Below are 16578 nucleotides of genomic sequence, written 5' to 3'. Positions count from 1 at the left end.
TTCCCTAAATGTGGAAGTTTCTCTTACAGTTTTTCAATAACGGAATTGATTAAATCTGTTGTAGTATTGTAATCTTCATCATTTTCTTTGGCAATTTCTATGGCCTCTTTAGCTACTTTTAATGATTTAGTGTATTCTCCGGTCTTGAAAAGTAAAGCCGCATAAGTATCTGTATTGGAATAGTTTTTATCCAGGTCGATAGAGCGAATAACCCATTCTTTTGCCTGCTCTAATTTATCTTGGTCTTCTTCCTCATTGTAAAAACCCCAGGCAAGAGCGTTTAAGTCCTTTGAACTGTTCCATAAAAAGCTGATATCCTTGATTCGATCTGTTTGCAACAAACGGTAAGGGTAAAGGGAATAACTAACTACAGCATCTGAGATCATCCCGTCAACTAAATACAGCACCAGTGGGGCCGAGGTAACATTGAAAACATTGTCAAAGCCCTTCTCATCCTCCCCTAAGTTTGCGTGGAGGTTTATTGCATCGTCCCATTCGCGGTGATGTCCATCGTCTAATATACCGGCTAAGTTTTCTTCAGCATCCACATTAATGGTTATTAAATTAAGCATCGATAAGTCGCAATCAATGTATCGGTTGATTAAATTGATGCAGGGAAAACACCATTTTCCACTCCAGGTAATGACCATTGTGGGAAGTGATTTGTCCAAATCGTAAATGTCGTAAACCTCATTAAATGAAAAAGTTTCCTCACTTTTAATATCGGTAACATTGACATCTATTTGGCTAAATGATTGATTATAAGAGATGAATAATAAAAAAAACACAGGGATTGAAATTGATTTTTTCATGGGGCAATTGGTTTATAGTATATGGTGATGTGTTTCAAAAATTGTATTAACGTTTAGCGTTATTGCCAACATCTTAAGGGCGTAGGGGTAAAAATTATTATCATATAAAAATCTTTTCCTAAATCTAGATCAAGCCAATGGTCTTTTCAAAACAGGAAAACTTCAGCCAGTTAAAAAAACGCTGCTATTTATTTAACAGTCCAAAATACTATTTTTCTATGATTTGTTAAAGTAATGGGTAAAAAAATACGTCCATGTAGAATTTGGCTATCAGAACAGGTGATTTCTTGATTCAAGTTAAATGAACAAATTTTTGACAACATAACAATCACATAAGTTCTTGTATTTTTCATTGCTGCCCTATAGGCATAAGGTAAAATATTAGAGGCAAAAGTTTATCTGTAGTTCCCAGGGGATGATGGCATTCTGCAATTTTAAAAAAAGTCTATTTTCATTATATAGCTGAATCGTAATCATTTCTGAGTAAAACGAATTTGACTTTTTCTTTGCCCTCTTTTAATTCGCTAAGGATCCAGGAATCTTCGTTTTCTCCCTGCTCCAGGGTCCAATTCCGTTTGGGGTCAACCAATAGTTTTTTGATGTTAGGCGGAAAGGCATTGGCCGAACGTGCTTTTTCCCAAGTGCTTATGGTATTAAATATTTCGTATTTCTGAGGACAACTTTCTACCTCTTTTTGGTTCAATTCCAAACTATAGGTAGTACCAAGACCTATAGATATGGCTTGAATATGTGAATATTGTTCAACCGTTGCGTTGGCATTGATCGCAAAATTACGGCCCATGCCGACAGGGAAGAAATTGGCATAAGTCACATCCCTAAGGTCTTTGCCTTGGCTGGTAGTACTTCCCCATTCCCTTGTCTCCACGTCATATAGATTCTTCCCTCCTCCAACATTCCATATACTCTGGTAATGCCATGAACCTTCCGATAAGGTGGCACCCGTAAATCTAATAGGAGGAATACCATGTGCCGCTGCTCTTGCAAACATTTTCTTAAAAAACCGTTTTGCAGAATAGTAGCCATGACCATTGTTAAACAAAAACTCCTGTCCATCAAAATCATAGTAACCCAGCCCATTGATCAAACACACGTCTGCATAATACTCTGCAATTTTGTCCTGAAGTTCCATGTTAGGAATCAGACCATCATAGCCGTAATTTAAGGTGACCTGCAACTTGTAAATCGTGTCATTTTTAGCATGATGGAGAGGTGTTGTGTTCCAATATCCACGCTTTACATTTAAAAGTCGGTAGGGTTTGCTTTCGGAAACCCCCAGATAATAAATCAGTTCCTTGCCGATTTTTATCATGTTCAAATTGGCGGCATGGCCTTCCCAACTTGCGATTTCATCCATATACGTTGGATCATTTACCATAATTAGCGTATCCTCGGGATTAATGGCGTTTACTAACAATCGCTTCTGCTGATAACAAAGACTATCGCTTGGGATGGGGCTGGCATCCTTGGTGCCTGGAGCCAGTGCAGTTGTAATGGTGGTCCTGCCAATGGTAATCCCATATTCGGCTGCCATTTTAGCAAATTCTTTGTGTGATTTATTTCCAGAAGTAAGCTGTATAGGCTTAAGCTCAAAATCTTTCCCGTCAATATAACCTTCATTTCCTCTGTCAGGTCTTACAAAACCCTGGTCATATAAGCTTATTGCTTTAAATCCCAATTGAGAGGTGTAGGAGATGATGCTGTCATTTAATCCGCCGTGGGTGAGGGCATCAGGCACAAAGGCTGAGGGATCTTTCACCCATTTCCCATTGATGGTAGGGTAGGGCAAATCTTCTGACAATACAATGTCCTGAATTACATCCATCAAAGCAAGGCTGTCTGGGCTGCCATAAAATGCAATTGAGGAACCGATATAATCAATTTCAGGTAATGGCTGAACTTCCAAATGATTGGGTGTATTCACTGCCATATTGGGAATCAAAGAATAGTATACTTCTCTTTTTTTGCTCCTATCTCTAGCGTGGTAATTAATGGAAATCCTCCCATTTTCGTCAAATTTAGCCGCATTGCCGTACATTATCCTATAATAAGGTTCCTTGTGTGCATAAAAAGCCACATCGTTGATGCCATCTCCACCAAGCGTAAAAATCTGTCCTTCGTGCAAGGAGTCAGGTAATGTGTAAAGAGAAGAATCTGGCGAGTGGATAATGTATTGAAAAGGAGCAGCATCTGCTATTGTTTCTGAAGTGCCTCCCAGCGTGTTGTCATCCAGAGCAAGCATCCCAATGGCATAATTAACCAGCTCGCTCGTATCCCTGGCAACCCCGATTATCTCTCCAAAAAGATTGGTGATATTCGTATGGTAAGGGCCCCATTGGATGCCCTCAATTCCATCAGATTGGCTAAGGGATTCAAGGGTGAATTTGAAGTATTTGTTTTTTGTTTCCAAGCTAATTTTTGCTACAGACCCATTGGAGAAATCAAGTTTTATTGTCTCTGCCGCTTCATTAAAGGTTGCCTTTATTGGCTCATAATAGGTTTGATTTTCACCTTCATAAAGGGACAATAAAGGAGAAGGTTTATCCGCTGGACTGAATTCCCGATTTGGGGACACTTTTCTGTTTTTCATGCTGGTGATAAAACCTTTGTTATCAATCTTGATTTTAAAATACAAGGTACTGTAGTTACCCTCTTCCTTATTGGAGCAACTACTTATTAGAAGGATTAAAAGTAGCCATCCAGAAAAGTGTCTAAGCTTGATTTTGCTGAAAATAATACCAGTCATAATAAAATACGTAATTAATTGGGTTACTTGGTGGGCAAGTGGTTGCTCCCAGCATTGGTGGATTTAAATCCGCTGTAACCAATTACAGGAGATGCCTTAAGGTGTGAATATAGATCAAAAAAATGGGCGTTCCAATGCCCAAAAAAGTAAAGGTAACTTTCTATATTGAATTGCTTAAAATCAAGTCTTAAACTTGGCAAAATGAGATTAGATTATAAAGAATTAAATATACCAAACGTAGGTAGAAATGGTTTCTTAATAAGCTTATGCATATTCCTACCAGCCTCTGGCTTTCTCAAGTTTTCTTTTTAAAAATAGTTTGTCATTATCGCTTTTTGCTAGTTTTATGGCCAATTCCAAATGGTAAATGTGGTTGGCCGGATCTATTCCGGAGTAAAGATCAGCTAGAAGGGATTGATAAAGATGATTTTGTTTCAAGTCGATTTTTAAGGCTTCTTTCAGAGCCATTTCCTTACTTTCAGCCATTGCCAAGGCATAAGTTCTGTTTAAAGCCGCGATAGGGGAGTATTCGATTTGCAGGAGGCGGTTGTACAATTGGAGAATATTATTCCATTTGTTCTTTTCGGCCACTTTTATTCTTGTGTGCCAGAAAGCTATACCGGCCTCTAAATGATATTTTGATATTGGCTTGCCTTTAGCTGAAATGTTGAGATAGTATTCGCCTTTTTCAATTAGTTCATAATCCCACTTTGATTTGGCTTGTTCTTCATAGATCACCTGTTGTCCGGATTGATCAAACCTGGCTTCAAATCGTGAGGAATGGAAACAAAATAAGGCCATAAGTGCATTGGCTCTCGGGACATTGGTTTTCTCGTTCTCTGTCAGAATATAGAGTAGCCGCATGGCCTCAAGGGATAATTCTTTACTGATAGTATTTGAAGCAGTGCTTGAATAATAGCCCTCATTAAAAAGGAGATACAAAATTGAAAGCACATTGTCCAATCTTATTTCTAGCACTGCGCTGGAAGGAAATGATAGATCAATATTGTTTTCTCTTAAGGTCGATTTTGCTCTGTAAAGCCTTTTATTAATGGTGTCCTTTGAACTTAAAAGGGCATTGGCAATTTCTTCTATGCCAAAACCGCAAAGTATTCTTAAGGCAAGTGCAATTTGTGATTCATTGCTATTGACAGGGTTGCAAACAGCAAACAACATTTTCAGTTGACTGTCATTGATGTTTTCCTCGGAAAAGTCAAGTTTCAATTCATATGATGGTGTTTGTGTATCTTTAAGCGCCACTGATACCTTTTGAGTAAAGATTTTTTTCCTTTTGAAATGGTCTTTCGTTTTGTTTTTGGCAACTGTATAAAGCCAAGCGGTGGGATCTTCAGGGATTCCCTTGAGCCCCCAGGTTTCGGCAGCTAGAAGAAAAGTGTCGTTTGCAATGTCTTCTGCAATTGCTATGTTAACTATTCCAAATAATTTACAGAGTACAGAAATAATTTTTCTGTACTCTGTTTTGAATAATTGAGGAATAAGTTCCCTTTCTTGCATAGCCAATTATACCCCAAACTGAGTTAAGTGATGGTCCAAGTGTTTGTAAAACAGGTTGTTCCATTCATTAACATCTAATTTGCCAAATGAATGAGAATCTTTCTTGTCAAATCTTCTTTCGCCTAGTTCTTGGGTTCTGTTGATGTATTCAATTAAGCGCTTTTTCTCTGTTTTAAAATCTCTAGATCCCTTAATAATGAAAGCAGGGGCCGTTTGGGAATTGCGTTTATAAGGTATTTCACTTGTTACAATTTTTTTCACGAAAGATTTCATTATTGCTTTCATAAGGAAATTCGGTTTGGGATGCTTATTGTCATAAACCATCTCATACGCAACATTGCAATGGGCCAGCATTTCCGAAATGTTCATTTTTCCCCAACCGGGTTGTGTTTCTGGCTTGAGATTGTTAATTCGCTGAATTATCTCTTCTGAAATATCCTTTCTAAATATATTAGGTAGTGCCATTATATAAATATTAATTAATAACCATAACATCCCGAATTTCCACTTTTCCGCCCATTAGGAAGGTTGGACAACCTTCGGAAAGTTTCACTGCATCAGCGAGGTTATCGGCTTTTACGATAATATAGCCACCAACAATTTCTTTTACTTCGGCATAGGGGCCATCACTCACTACTCCATTTGCGTTTACTGTTTGGCCTTCATAACCCAATGCATTGGTGCTAACAAATTTTCCTTGTGCGGCAATTCCTCCAATCCAATCCTGCCATTGATTGACCATTGCCTGCATTTGTTCTGGCGACGGTTTTGGCTGATCAGCTTTCTCGGTTCTGAAAATCATCATAAATTCTTTCATAATCTTTATGGTTTTTAGTTTATATCTCTACGACGATTAGGCTTTTTAAAATAGGACATAGCCGATGGTGTTTTTTAATTTTTTTTTCGAGGCGGAGCAAATGAGTTTTCTTTTTCGGCATATCCTTGCTATTCTATTTATTCAATTAATTGTATTTTCCATTTGAGTTAATGGCATTTTTTATTTGAGCCAAATGGTGGTTACAATGCCAGGCATAATTTCCAATAGATTCTGCCAAATTAAATTTCTCACCATGTTCGGGGTGAATAAATTCCAGTTCCAATTGTTCTTCAGTTAGGCTTTTAAGAAGAATCACCCATTTTTTATGCAGTCCATTTAATAGGCTGAGTGAATAGCTGATGTCGTTGTCTTGGGAATCTATCAATTCAGCCCATTTGTCTTCAGAATAGGGTTTTATTGTTGGATTTTCTTCTGTTAGCGTCAGTTTAAATCGAATAAGGCTGTTCATATGACTGTCACTGCAATGGTGTACTACCTGTTTCACTGTCCAACCGTTTGGCCTGTATCTCCAGTTAAGTGTTTCAACCGAAATATTCTTGGTTAAATTTTCTATATGGGCTGGGAAAGCTTCGATTTGCTTGATCCAAAGTGCGATTAAATCACTATTTGGATTTTTATTGGGTGTATATTCTCCAATGGGGAATTTGAGTTTTTGGATGTCCATGGCGCTTCTTTTGTGGTGGTCAGAGATTGCAAATTAAAGAATGATCTTCTGATAAGAACTTAAGCTTTGAAAATAAACAGTCTAAAGGCGCAATGAAATGAAGGTAAAATAAAAATTTAACTGATCCTATGTACGAAATCATTGTTCAGGCTATAGCTCAGCCATAATCCTTTTCAACACCTCAATCTTTGGGTGGTAGCTTTCTTTCTAATAGTTCCAGGATCTGTTCTTTGAGTACAATATTAATTCCAAGGCTTTCAGTAGACACGCCATCCTTCAATTTATAAGTGTATTTTGGTTCCCTGTTTACTAAACTGGTTTCAAAGCACTTGAAGAAAACGTTACGGTTGACTTTCAATTCCTCTGCTATTTCTAAGATGTGGGAAGATATAATGTAGGTATTTCCTTCGAGATTTGCTAATGCATTAATAATTAGGGAGGATGCGCTGGCTGCATCTTTCACATTGGTTCCTCTAAACAATTCATCAAAAATAACAACCAGCCTTTTGTTGTTTTTTAATTGCTTTGCAACTTCCTTTACTCTCATGACTTCACTGTAAAAATGACTCAAACCAAGATTTAAATCATCCGACAGATTTATTGTCGTAAATAAGCCATCAAATTGAGATATTTTCATTTTTGATGCTGGTACTGGAAAACCCAAATGAGCCAGATATATAGCTATTCCAAAGGCCTTGAGAAAGCTGGATTTTCCTGCCATGTTTGCACCAGTAAGAAAACATACATTTTCTTTTTCAGAAAGGTAAAAATTGTTAGGAACTGCATTTTGGATTTTAGGGTGAATTAATCCGTCTAATTCAATATGCGTTTTGGTACCGTTTGTATACTCTGGGAAATTGAAATTTAATTGCTTATTTTCTTTCCCTACCGTATAAAAGGCCTCTAATTGATAAAAAACTTCAAGAAGCATGGTTATATCTTGTTTCAGCGTTTTCCGAAGAAGAAAATCATAAGAAGATACAGGTAAGAAATAGGAATAATGTTCAAACCCATCAACAAACTCACGAACGTTTTTCTTATTTAATGCTCTTTGAATACCATATGCAATTGAGGTAAGGTAGGGTGGAGGTTTTAATTTTTGTATTTCATTTGAGAGCTTATCCATCTCTTTCAAGAAAGCGTGGACAAATCGAACTCCTGTTTCCTTAATATAGTAATCATTGGAATCGCGCCATTTGTTTTTGAGAAACGAGATAAAAGAGTCAATAAGGGTCGCTGAAGAAATGATAACATTTGATTCATAATAAAAACTGATAAAATCTAACTGCTTCTTATCAACGGTAAGTATTTTAGCATGTTCTTGAAAAAACCTTATGGTCTGCTGTCTGTTTTTCAACGTCAGTGTGTGGCATGTTGGAGAATGAAACAACTTTTCAAGTTGTGCTTTTCCGCCTTTTGTTTCAGGATTTCCGAATATTGAAAAGAAGCTATTGTGGCCTTGAACATCATTAAGATCAAGGTCTTTCAAGGTTTGTTTATCAGCTAGGAAGGGTTCAATCTCTTCCTCATTTCCAGAAGGTTTTTCAGTTGGCAGATAATTGTATTCTATTAGTTGAGTCTTGTCTTTAATGTGCCTGCACACGCCTTGATCAATTAGCAATATTTGATCGCTTACTTCCAGTAAATTTTTGTAATCATGATCAGTTAGAATTATGCCCTTCTCTTTTCTGTACGTATTGATTAGGACTTTAATCTCAGTTTTATAGAGTGGCTCCAGTGCCGAAAATGGTTCGTCTAGTAAAATAAAGGGTACAGGTAAATTCAGTATTAATAGTGCTTCAAAATACCGTCTTTCACCGCTAGATAATGTTATTACTTTTTTAGTTAAAAGGGATTTGATTTTATTATTTGAGAAGATCCTTTTGCGAATCTCACTGTCGAAAAAATAAATTCTGATTATTTGAGTTACTGTTTGATACTTAGGAAGGAACTGATTTTGGGGTAGGTAAGCAACCAGATTTCCCACTTTAAAGGGGGTTTCAACAACCTTATTATCAAACCTTATGCTTTTATTATCGGCATGAGTAGATCCAAAGATAATTTTTAACAAAGTTGATTTTCCTGTTCCATTTCGTCCCAAAATACCTATAACCTCGTTTGTTTTACACTTTAAATAAACATCGGAAAGTAGATGGTTAAAACCATAGGTCTTGATTATGCTGTCTACTTCTAAGGTTCGTTCGGTCACAATCAAAAGAGTAGAAAATAAAAGAATGAAAGTAGTATATTGATAACGAAAGAACTGCCAATTAATTTCAATCTTGATAAACCAAGGTTGTAATAAAATCCCCATTGATTTGCATTGTGCAGTTGAAAGGAATAAACGGATAGCACTAGGCCGGCAGTTGGTAGGCAGATAAAAAAACCTTTGAAAAAATTCATTCCATTACTGTAATACCATAAACCTATTAAGCCTGAGAACAGGATATTGATGCTGCTTATTTGCTTATAGAAGAATAAAAATGCTTTCATTATAGGTTCAAATTTTAAACAACCTTCATGGCTATAAGCAGTGGCATTCCTTAAAATACTAAAATTGTTAAGGATTTGTGAGTATTTTGAATAATGAATATAAATCAAATAATTGACCGTTCCAATAGGAGGTGTTTCTTTACCGGCTTTTTTCGTTATATTTTATGTTCTTAACAATCTCACTTGAGAATGCAATTGCCGATTTTGCTCTTTATACGTAACCAGTATGCAAATAGGTAGTCTGTTGGCTAATTTGAGTTTAGCCTAAAGGCATATTTTAGGTATAAATAGGAGAAAAAGGTTTTTATCTTTATTTTTGGTTCAATGACAGATGAAAAAGAAAAACAGCCAAATAATCCCTTGCACGGAGTCCGGCTAGTGGACGTCTTGGATTATTTAGTACAGAAGTACGGTTTTAAAGAATTGGGGGAGCGGATTAAAATTCGTTGCTTTACAAACAATCCAACACTCAAATCTTCTTTGACTTTTTTAAGGAAAACGCCTTGGGCGAGAGAAAAGGTGGAGGAGCTTTATATAAAGACTAAGAATAGAGAATAAGGGCAATATTTCCTTCATTTTAAAAAAGGAATATTTTGTTTTTATCACTGGCATTGACCAATTATGGAAATAATTGCTGGTAAAGTGGTCAAATACCATTAAAAATCAGTATACTATGAAAGTCTTTTACCTCTTTATTAATAGTGAAGTTCAAAATTTTAAACCTAAAATAGATCAATTCATAAAAGATGACCATGAAATCACCAAAAAATGAAAATCAGGAAAATTCCAGACGTTCTTTTATAAAGAATGCTGCGATAGTTTCCTCCATAGCATTCGTTCCCAGGCATGTTTTGGGTGGCGTAGGATTTACGGCTCCAAGTGACCAGTTGAATATAGCCGCTATTGGCGCTGGAGGAAAAGGTGCCAGCGATATTAAAAATGCTTCCGTAAATGGTAGAGAGCGGATAATTGCCTTATGTGATGTGGACTTCAATGGATCTGCAAAACGCTCCGTAGAAAATTTTCCTAAAGCCAAGCTGTATGCTGATTATAGAGAAATGCTCGACAAAGAAAAAGACATTGATGCGGTGACCATTTCTACGCCTGATCATGTTCATGGTCCAGCTGCTTCTTATGCCATGCACAGAGGAGTACATGTATATGTACAAAAGCCCATGACCCATAATATTCAGGAGGCTAGATTGCTTACTGAAATGGCAAGGGACAAGAAGATTGTCACCCAAATGGGTAATCAGGGAGGTTCCAACCCACTATTGAACATGGTTCAGGGATGGATAGATAGTGATAAAATCGGTAAGGTGTCTAAGGTTCAAGTTTGGACCAATAGACCTGTTTGGCCTCAGGGAATTCCTTTCCCTAAACCAGAACCTTCAAAAAAACCAGATGATTTAAATTGGGACCTATGGCTAGGTCCAGCAGAGCATATTCCTTTTACCCCAAATCTTCACCCATTCAATTGGAGAGGTTGGTGGGATTATGGGACAGGTGCACTTGGAGATGTAGGCTGTCATTTGATTGATATACCATTTAGGACTTTAGGATTAAAGTATCCGACTGATGCTGAAGCAAGTGTGGCTTCGATCTATACCGATATGTGGACTGCGGATTATTATCCAAAAAGTTGTCCTCCAGCTTCATTCATAACCCTTCATTTTGATGAAACTACCAAGAGTAGGTCACCTATAGAAATGACATGGAGTGATGGAGGTATTAAACCTTCTCATCCAGATATCATTCCTGCGGACAGTGACATCGGAGGAAGAGACAGTGCCAATGGTGTACTGATCATAGGAGAAAAAGGAATCATCTCTACCAATATTAATGATAGCTCTCCTTTGATGCCTAAATTGTACTTAAATGATGGTACAACTGACTTCGGTCCTGAAGTTGAAAAATCTGATGAGCCAGAATATGGTCACCAAAGGAAATGGGTAGATGCTTGTAAAGCAGGTTTCAATAGCGCAGAGCACAAGGCTTTGACCTCCTCTTTTGACTATGCAGGTCCAATGACCGAAACGGTTTTGATGGGGAACCTTGCCACCAGAAGTTATATGTTGCAAAGAGAAAATAGCGCAGGAAAAGCTGAATTCTTCGGTAGGAAAAAACTATTGTGGGATGGTGAAAACATGCGAATCACTAATCTAGAAGAAGCCAACCAATTTGTAGGCAGAAACCACAGAGAAGGATTTAAAATTTGATTTAGGTAATTAGTTAATAATAAAAAAAAACTCCGCCCTTTTTACAAAAAGGCGGAGTTTTTTTTGTGGGTGAATGTTAGATTTATTCTTCTTGAACCTAGGAAAAAAAGGGCTGGCTAAATTCTTTGTGTTTTACCGATTCAATAGCCAGTAATATCCTTTAATAAATTAAAAAAAGCTTTTTTTCTATCCGAAGAGATGGACCAATCTACCGGAACACTCTGGTAACCCACTTCAAATGCTTCTCCCTTTTTACGGAAATCAAAATATCCCCAGGACGCGTAAGCAGCAACTGATGCGGTCAGGTTATTAATGTCTTTGTCGAAATCAAAATGATCGTCTTCATTAAATAGGATAGGCATTTTATGGTAGCCCTTGACCTTCTTTGTTTCCGCCACCATTTCACCGATTTTTTCAGGTTCGGATACGCCATTCCCATGTAATAAAATGAAATCGGCAACCGCTACCACATTAGGTAAAGGGATAAACCCTCCGCCATAACTGGTACTGATATAATACCTGAACCCATCTCTTTCTATTGCTTTTGCTTTAGAAATCAATTCGTGCACCCTTTCAGGTTTAAGGATTTCATGGCTGTACCTCACATTGCATTCATTGTTGATTTCTATGAGCACGTTTTTATAATTGTGATCATGAAGCCAATTGATTGCAAGGTCAACTGCTCTTATCACTGCGGCCTCGTCTTCAAGTCTCTGGTCTTGTCCGAAATAAAACAAGCCTAAAATCGGTACCATATCCAACCTATTTGCCTCATCAAGAATTTTCTTCAATCGATTCATGTAAGCGGGTCTCAGTTCACCTTGGGCTGTGAAAGCAGAATTGTGCCAGGGTTGGTTTTTACTGTATCCTTCCGGACTTCCCCCCTGAAGGTTGATTGTGAAAGATAGCAAACCATGGGCTTTCCAATCAGCCATGTTTTTCACAAATTCAGCCGTATTCCTGTCTGCATCCCATTTGCCTGTGTCTGGATACTCCCACTTTTCAATGGTTTCTGAATTTAGGTCATCGAAAACGCCTTGAACCATTCTTGAATTCATAAGTAGGCCTTCAATTTTATGGCCTTTCCACTTTTGTCCTGAATAGGTAACTTTACCATTGATATAGAATTTCTCTCCCTTAATTTTAACCTTGGTTTGCCCAAAACTTGGGGTAATGGATAATATAATTACCATGGCCACCAAAGTGCTTGTTATTTTTAACCAAAAGGTAAAAAACATGTTATTTATCATACCTCATTTGGGTTTGGATGTATATATGGAGCCCTGTATTTTCTAGTCAATAGGCTGGTAGCTTCCTCATCATCAATAACGATGCGCTTCACAGGATCATAAGCCAATGGTCTGCCTAATTTCATTGACATATTGGCCATGATACAGCTGGCTGTAGAAATGTGCCCTTCTTCAATATCTGCCACAGGCCTTCCTCCTTTTTCTATGGCTTGAATAAAGTCCTTCATGTGGGCCCTGGTAGCAGGGGCTGCCTGTAGTTCAATGTCCTTTTCTGTAAGGTCTTCTGGGTATTCCTCTTTTTCAAAAACGACATCCCTTTTTATGGTTTCGCCTTTGCCTTGTGGAATAAACTCATATTTCATGACAGAAGCTTTAAGAGTGCCCTTGTCTCCATAAATGGTATAGGCCCAAGGATATTCTGGGTCTTGAGGCGTACCCCAAGAACGATGGTTCCAGACACAGTCTAGGTCATCATAATGAAAGGTGGCCGTTTGGGTATCTGCAATGGTGGATTTACTACCCTTTTGAACGTATATTCCTCCGGTAGCAAATACACTTTTTGGCCAACCCAATCCCAGCGACCATCGGACCGCGTCAAACATGTGTACACACATGTCACCCGTGATGCCATTGCTGTATTCCATCATGGTGCGCCACCATCTTCTGTGAGGAAGGCCATCAAAAGGCCTCATAGGACCAGGGCCTACCCATAAGTCATAATCGAAAAAATCCGGAACTGGCTGAATTTCTGGACTGCCATTGGCCCTCATATGGTAATAGCAGCACATTTCAACATGAGCTATTTTGCCCAATAAACCCTTGTCTATTATGTTCTTTTTCGCTTCTACTAAGTGAGGCGTACTTCTTCTCTGGGTACCTATCTGCACAACTTTTTTGTGCTTTCTAGCCGCAGCTAAAATTGCTTCACCTTCCATAACATCCACGCTGATGGGTTTTTGGAGGTATACATTTGCGCCAGATTGGATGGCGTCGATCGCCTGAAGGGCGTGCCAATGATCAGGACTTCCTATCAGTACGATGTCAAGCTTGTTTTCGTCCAGCATTTGACGGTAATGGGCGTACTTTTTAGGTACTTTTCCAGATTTTTGCCTTTGGCTTATTAATTCACCCGCTTCATCCAATTGGTGAGCATCTGGATCCGCTATGCCTATTACTTCAATGTCTGCTACCTGAATGAGTCTGAATAAATCACTTTTTCCGTACCATCCTGTACCAATTAAGCCAACTTTATATTTTTTGTCTTTGGAAGGAAAGGCCATTGTGGGCACTCCGACACTCGCCAAGGTGGCCAAAGCAGTGCTTCCTTTTATAAATTTTCTACGGTCTAATTTTATTGGGCTCATTTAGGTATATGGAGTTTGTCTACATTAAAAATTCAATATATAAAAATTATCCATGAGGGAGTGGCTTTCGTACTTGAAAAATGAAATTTTAGTAAATTTTCTTTTATAGGGCACTTACTTGTGGTAATTTCAGGATTAACAGTATAAACTCCAATAAAACCAGGTTTTAATGAAACAAAAAACAATTGTTTTTCTTGCTATTGTGAAATTTTCTTTGCTTTCACAATCCGTATACAGTCAGGGAAATATCTCTTTTATGGACTCCCCAAAAGTTGTTAAATTTGCTGAATATGAACCAAGCCACAAGATAGAAAATCGAAAATTTTCGGGAATTTCCAGTTTGGCAATAGACGAGAAAAATGAGGAGTTTTGGGCGGTGTGGTATGCCGGCATCAGTCCCCATGAAGATGAAAACAATTATGTCGTACTTTCTTCCAGTCCAGATAAAGGGGAGACGTGGAATGAGACGTTGGTGATTGACCCTGACGGGGGCGGTATGGTGAGGGCTTTTGACCCTGAGGTTTGGGTTGATCCTTTAGGAAAGGTTTGGGTTTTTTGGGCCCAAGCGGTTGATAAAGATGCAAAAATTGGAGGGGTCTGGGCCATTATTGGAGAAAAATCAGCCAATGGAACCACCACATGGTCTGCACCAAGACGATTAACGAACGGTGTAATGATGTGTAAGCCCCTTGTGTTAAACAATGGGGATTGGGTGCTGCCTGCCTCAACTTGGCGAGAAACTGATTATAGCGCCAAAATGGTGGTCTCAAGTGACAAAGGGAGGACCTGGGAAGTCAGAGGTGGGGTACACGTTCCTAAAGCATTGAGGTCTTTTGATGAACATCACTTTGTTGAAAAAAATGATGGTAAATTATGGGCATTATTAAGGACCAAAGATGGGATTGGAGAAAGTTTTTCCAGTGATTCAGGGAAAACTTGGTCAGACTTAGAAGAATCCACAATTGCACACCCTAGTGCAAGATTTTTTATTCGTCGCTTACAATCAGGAAATTTACTTTTGGTAAAGCATGGCCCTATAGCTATCAAGACAGGCAGAAGTCACTTGATGGCCTTTATCTCTAAAGATGATGGGGTAACTTGGTCAAGAGGACTATTGCTAGATCAAAGAAATAGTGTCTCTTATCCGGATGGACAACAAACTTCAGATGGCACCAATTATATCACCTATGATCGCAATCGAACCGGGGATCAAGAAATATTGATGACCCACTTTACTGAAGATGACATACTGTATGCTTCCTATGATGAGCAAATGGTAAAAGTTTTCAATAATAGAAAAATCATTAGTAAGAAGGTTGATTAATTGATCAATGGATATTTGTAAATGTTTATTGCTAGGTGTATTTTCTTTGGTGTTTTTAGAACCTCATATAGGTTGGGGACAAGAAAGCTTTAAGTCGTACACGGATTCTCCTTGGAATCGACATACAATAGATGACTCTTCTTTGGGCTCAGATGGGACTAAGTTTTCGGATGTCAATAATGACGGAAAGTTTGATCTGATCACAGGGTGGGAAGAAGGGGGCGTTTCCCGTATCTATTTGCAGCCAGACAATCCCAAAGAAAAATGGCCATTTATAGAGTTGCCTTCCCCTGATGTTGAGGATGCATTTGTAGCAGATTTGAATGGGGATGGGTTCATGGATTTGATCACCTTCTCTGAAGGGCATCACCAAAGGATAACCATTCACTGGGCACCTGCGAATGCAGCGGATTATTTGGATGCCCAAAATTGGATATCGAAAGACATTCCAGTTACTGTAGGGAAAACGAAATGGATGTTTGGACGACCCTATAATTTGGATGGAAAAAATGGCCTGGATTTAATTGTGGGATCGAAGGATCCGAATGGAACTTTGGGTTGGCTTGAGGCGCCTGAAAATCCCCTAATAATGGAAGATTGGAAATACCATGAAATTTGTAACCTTGGTTGGGTAATGTCTATAGAGCTGTTAGACATGAATGCTGATGGTGAGGTTGATGTCGTAATTACAGATCGAAAAGGAGATTTACGTGGATTGAGATGGCTGGAAAATCCAGGGAAAAAATCTTTAACCAAAGTCTGGGAAAATCATTTTTTGGGTATCAGAGATGGAGAACCCATGTTCATGGATTACTTCGAAACGGGTAAGGGGAAAAAAGAGATTGATTTCATTGTGCCGGTTTTTCAGGATGGATGGAAGCACTTTACCAAAAAGGAAGGCATTTGGGAAAGCCAAACCATTCAATTTCCAACTTTTGTTGGTGACAGAGCTAAATCTGTAAAGGTAGGAGACATTGACAATGATGGTATTCCAGATTTGACCGCCACTTTTTCAGAATCTTTAGGCAAGTCCGGAGTAATTGCGATGATGGGTTTCCAAACGGACACTCCTTATTTTATAGATATCAGCGGTAAGGAAGGTGTTAAATATGACTTTATTCTATTGAAGGATGTAGATTCAGATGGTGATTTGGATATTATAACATCAGAGGAGACCGCAGCTGACGGATCGAAGAAAGGACTGGGAGTGATTTGGTACGAAAATCCGATCAAATAAAATGTTTAACAATCCTGTTTTTTTTTGAGTAATATAGGCCTGATTATAGGAGATTCGAGTAATACTCCCAATAGTTAGTTTAATGTAATGAAATATAA

General features: G+C 38.3%; 13 protein-coding genes. 4 read left to right on the top strand and 9 right to left on the bottom strand.

All coding sequences use genetic code 11. The features are described from left to right. Positions 1-23: 23 nt before the first annotated feature. The 7 genes from AAC073_RS04600 to AAC073_RS04570 form a co-directional block, all read right to left on the bottom strand. On the bottom strand, positions 24-812 hold the full coding sequence (locus tag AAC073_RS04600; protein WP_339922668.1) for a hypothetical protein: 789 nt from the start codon (positions 810-812) through the stop codon (positions 24-26). 454 nt (positions 813-1266) lie between these two features. Next, positions 1267-3576, bottom strand: coding sequence for a hypothetical protein (locus AAC073_RS04595; RefSeq protein WP_339922667.1), 2310 nt, complete (start codon positions 3574-3576; stop codon positions 1267-1269). A 276-nt stretch (positions 3577-3852) separates the two neighbouring features. Next, on the bottom strand, positions 3853-5091 hold the full coding sequence (locus tag AAC073_RS04590) for a DUF6596 domain-containing protein (RefSeq protein ID WP_339922666.1): 1239 nt from the start codon (positions 5089-5091) through the stop codon (positions 3853-3855). A 6-nt stretch (positions 5092-5097) separates the two neighbouring features. Next, positions 5098-5556 (bottom strand): DUF1569 domain-containing protein, encoded by a 459-nt coding sequence (locus AAC073_RS04585; protein WP_339922665.1) that lies wholly within the window; start codon positions 5554-5556, stop codon positions 5098-5100. Between the two features lie 10 nt (positions 5557-5566). Beyond that, on the bottom strand, positions 5567-5908 hold the full coding sequence (locus AAC073_RS04580) for a YciI family protein (protein WP_339922664.1): 342 nt from the start codon (positions 5906-5908) through the stop codon (positions 5567-5569). Positions 5909-6053: 145 nt separating this feature from the next. Then, positions 6054-6593: a YfiT family bacillithiol transferase gene (locus AAC073_RS04575; protein ID WP_339922663.1), complete on the bottom strand. Its 540-nt coding sequence runs from the start codon at positions 6591-6593 to the stop codon at positions 6054-6056. A gap of 181 nt (positions 6594-6774) precedes the next feature. Then, positions 6775-8802 carry an ATP-binding cassette domain-containing protein gene (locus AAC073_RS04570; RefSeq protein WP_339922662.1) on the bottom strand — a complete coding sequence of 676 codons (2028 nt, stop codon included), beginning with the start codon at positions 8800-8802 and terminating at the stop codon, positions 6775-6777. Between the two features lie 608 nt (positions 8803-9410). Between AAC073_RS04570 and AAC073_RS04565 the strand changes: the two genes are divergently transcribed. After that, positions 9411-9644 carry a VF530 family protein gene (locus AAC073_RS04565; RefSeq protein WP_339922661.1) on the top strand — a complete coding sequence of 78 codons (234 nt, stop codon included), beginning with the start codon at positions 9411-9413 and terminating at the stop codon, positions 9642-9644. A gap of 194 nt (positions 9645-9838) precedes the next feature. After that, a complete protein-coding gene (locus tag AAC073_RS04560; RefSeq protein WP_339922660.1) occupies positions 9839-11305 on the top strand; it encodes a Gfo/Idh/MocA family oxidoreductase in 1467 nt (488 codons plus the stop codon). Positions 11306-11445: 140 nt separating this feature from the next. On the opposite strand, the gene AAC073_RS04555 is transcribed toward AAC073_RS04560, so the two are convergent. Together AAC073_RS04555 and AAC073_RS04550 are read right to left on the bottom strand one after the other, a co-directional pair. Then, on the bottom strand, positions 11446-12498 hold the full coding sequence (locus AAC073_RS04555) for a hypothetical protein (protein ID WP_339922877.1): 1053 nt from the start codon (positions 12496-12498) through the stop codon (positions 11446-11448). Between the two features lie 53 nt (positions 12499-12551). Then, positions 12552-13919: a Gfo/Idh/MocA family oxidoreductase gene (locus AAC073_RS04550; RefSeq protein ID WP_339922659.1), complete on the bottom strand. Its 1368-nt coding sequence runs from the start codon at positions 13917-13919 to the stop codon at positions 12552-12554. A 169-nt stretch (positions 13920-14088) separates the two neighbouring features. On the opposite strand from AAC073_RS04550, the gene AAC073_RS04545 reads away from it, so the two are divergent. Both AAC073_RS04545 and AAC073_RS04540 read left to right on the top strand, forming a co-directional pair. Then, positions 14089-15243, top strand: a complete 1155-nt coding sequence (locus AAC073_RS04545) for a sialidase family protein (RefSeq protein ID WP_339922658.1) — start codon at positions 14089-14091, stop codon at positions 15241-15243. Positions 15244-15250: 7 nt separating this feature from the next. Next, complete coding sequence (locus AAC073_RS04540; protein WP_339922657.1) at positions 15251-16480, top strand: VCBS repeat-containing protein; 1230 nt, start codon at positions 15251-15253, stop codon at positions 16478-16480. Positions 16481-16578 lie beyond the last annotated feature (98 nt).

Origin of the sequence: uncultured Cyclobacterium sp., from assembly GCF_963977555.1 — a bacterium.
Taxonomy (GTDB): domain Bacteria; phylum Bacteroidota; class Bacteroidia; order Cytophagales; family Cyclobacteriaceae; genus Cyclobacterium.
Note: the sequence above shows the minus strand (reverse complement) of the source record. Positions and strands in the feature narration are given on the sequence as shown.

Coding starts and splice junctions, on each gene's coding strand:
- AAC073_RS04540 (WP_339922657.1), top strand. CDS start 15,251: ATGGATATTTGTAAATGTTTATTGCTAGGTGTATTTTCTTTGGTGTTT.
- AAC073_RS04575 (WP_339922663.1), bottom strand. CDS start 6,593: ATGGACATCCAAAAACTCAAATTCCCCATTGGAGAATATACACCCAAT.
- AAC073_RS04590 (WP_339922666.1), bottom strand. CDS start 5,091: ATGCAAGAAAGGGAACTTATTCCTCAATTATTCAAAACAGAGTACAGA.
- AAC073_RS04550 (WP_339922659.1), bottom strand. CDS start 13,919: ATGAGCCCAATAAAATTAGACCGTAGAAAATTTATAAAAGGAAGCACT.
- AAC073_RS04560 (WP_339922660.1), top strand. CDS start 9,839: ATGAAATCACCAAAAAATGAAAATCAGGAAAATTCCAGACGTTCTTTT.
- AAC073_RS04555 (WP_339922877.1), bottom strand. CDS start 12,498: ATGGTAATTATATTATCCATTACCCCAAGTTTTGGGCAAACCAAGGTT.
- AAC073_RS04565 (WP_339922661.1), top strand. CDS start 9,411: ATGACAGATGAAAAAGAAAAACAGCCAAATAATCCCTTGCACGGAGTC.
- AAC073_RS04595 (WP_339922667.1), bottom strand. CDS start 3,576: ATGACTGGTATTATTTTCAGCAAAATCAAGCTTAGACACTTTTCTGGA.
- AAC073_RS04545 (WP_339922658.1), top strand. CDS start 14,089: ATGAAACAAAAAACAATTGTTTTTCTTGCTATTGTGAAATTTTCTTTG.
- AAC073_RS04585 (WP_339922665.1), bottom strand. CDS start 5,556: ATGGCACTACCTAATATATTTAGAAAGGATATTTCAGAAGAGATAATT.
- AAC073_RS04600 (WP_339922668.1), bottom strand. CDS start 812: ATGAAAAAATCAATTTCAATCCCTGTGTTTTTTTTATTATTCATCTCT.
- AAC073_RS04580 (WP_339922664.1), bottom strand. CDS start 5,908: ATGAAAGAATTTATGATGATTTTCAGAACCGAGAAAGCTGATCAGCCA.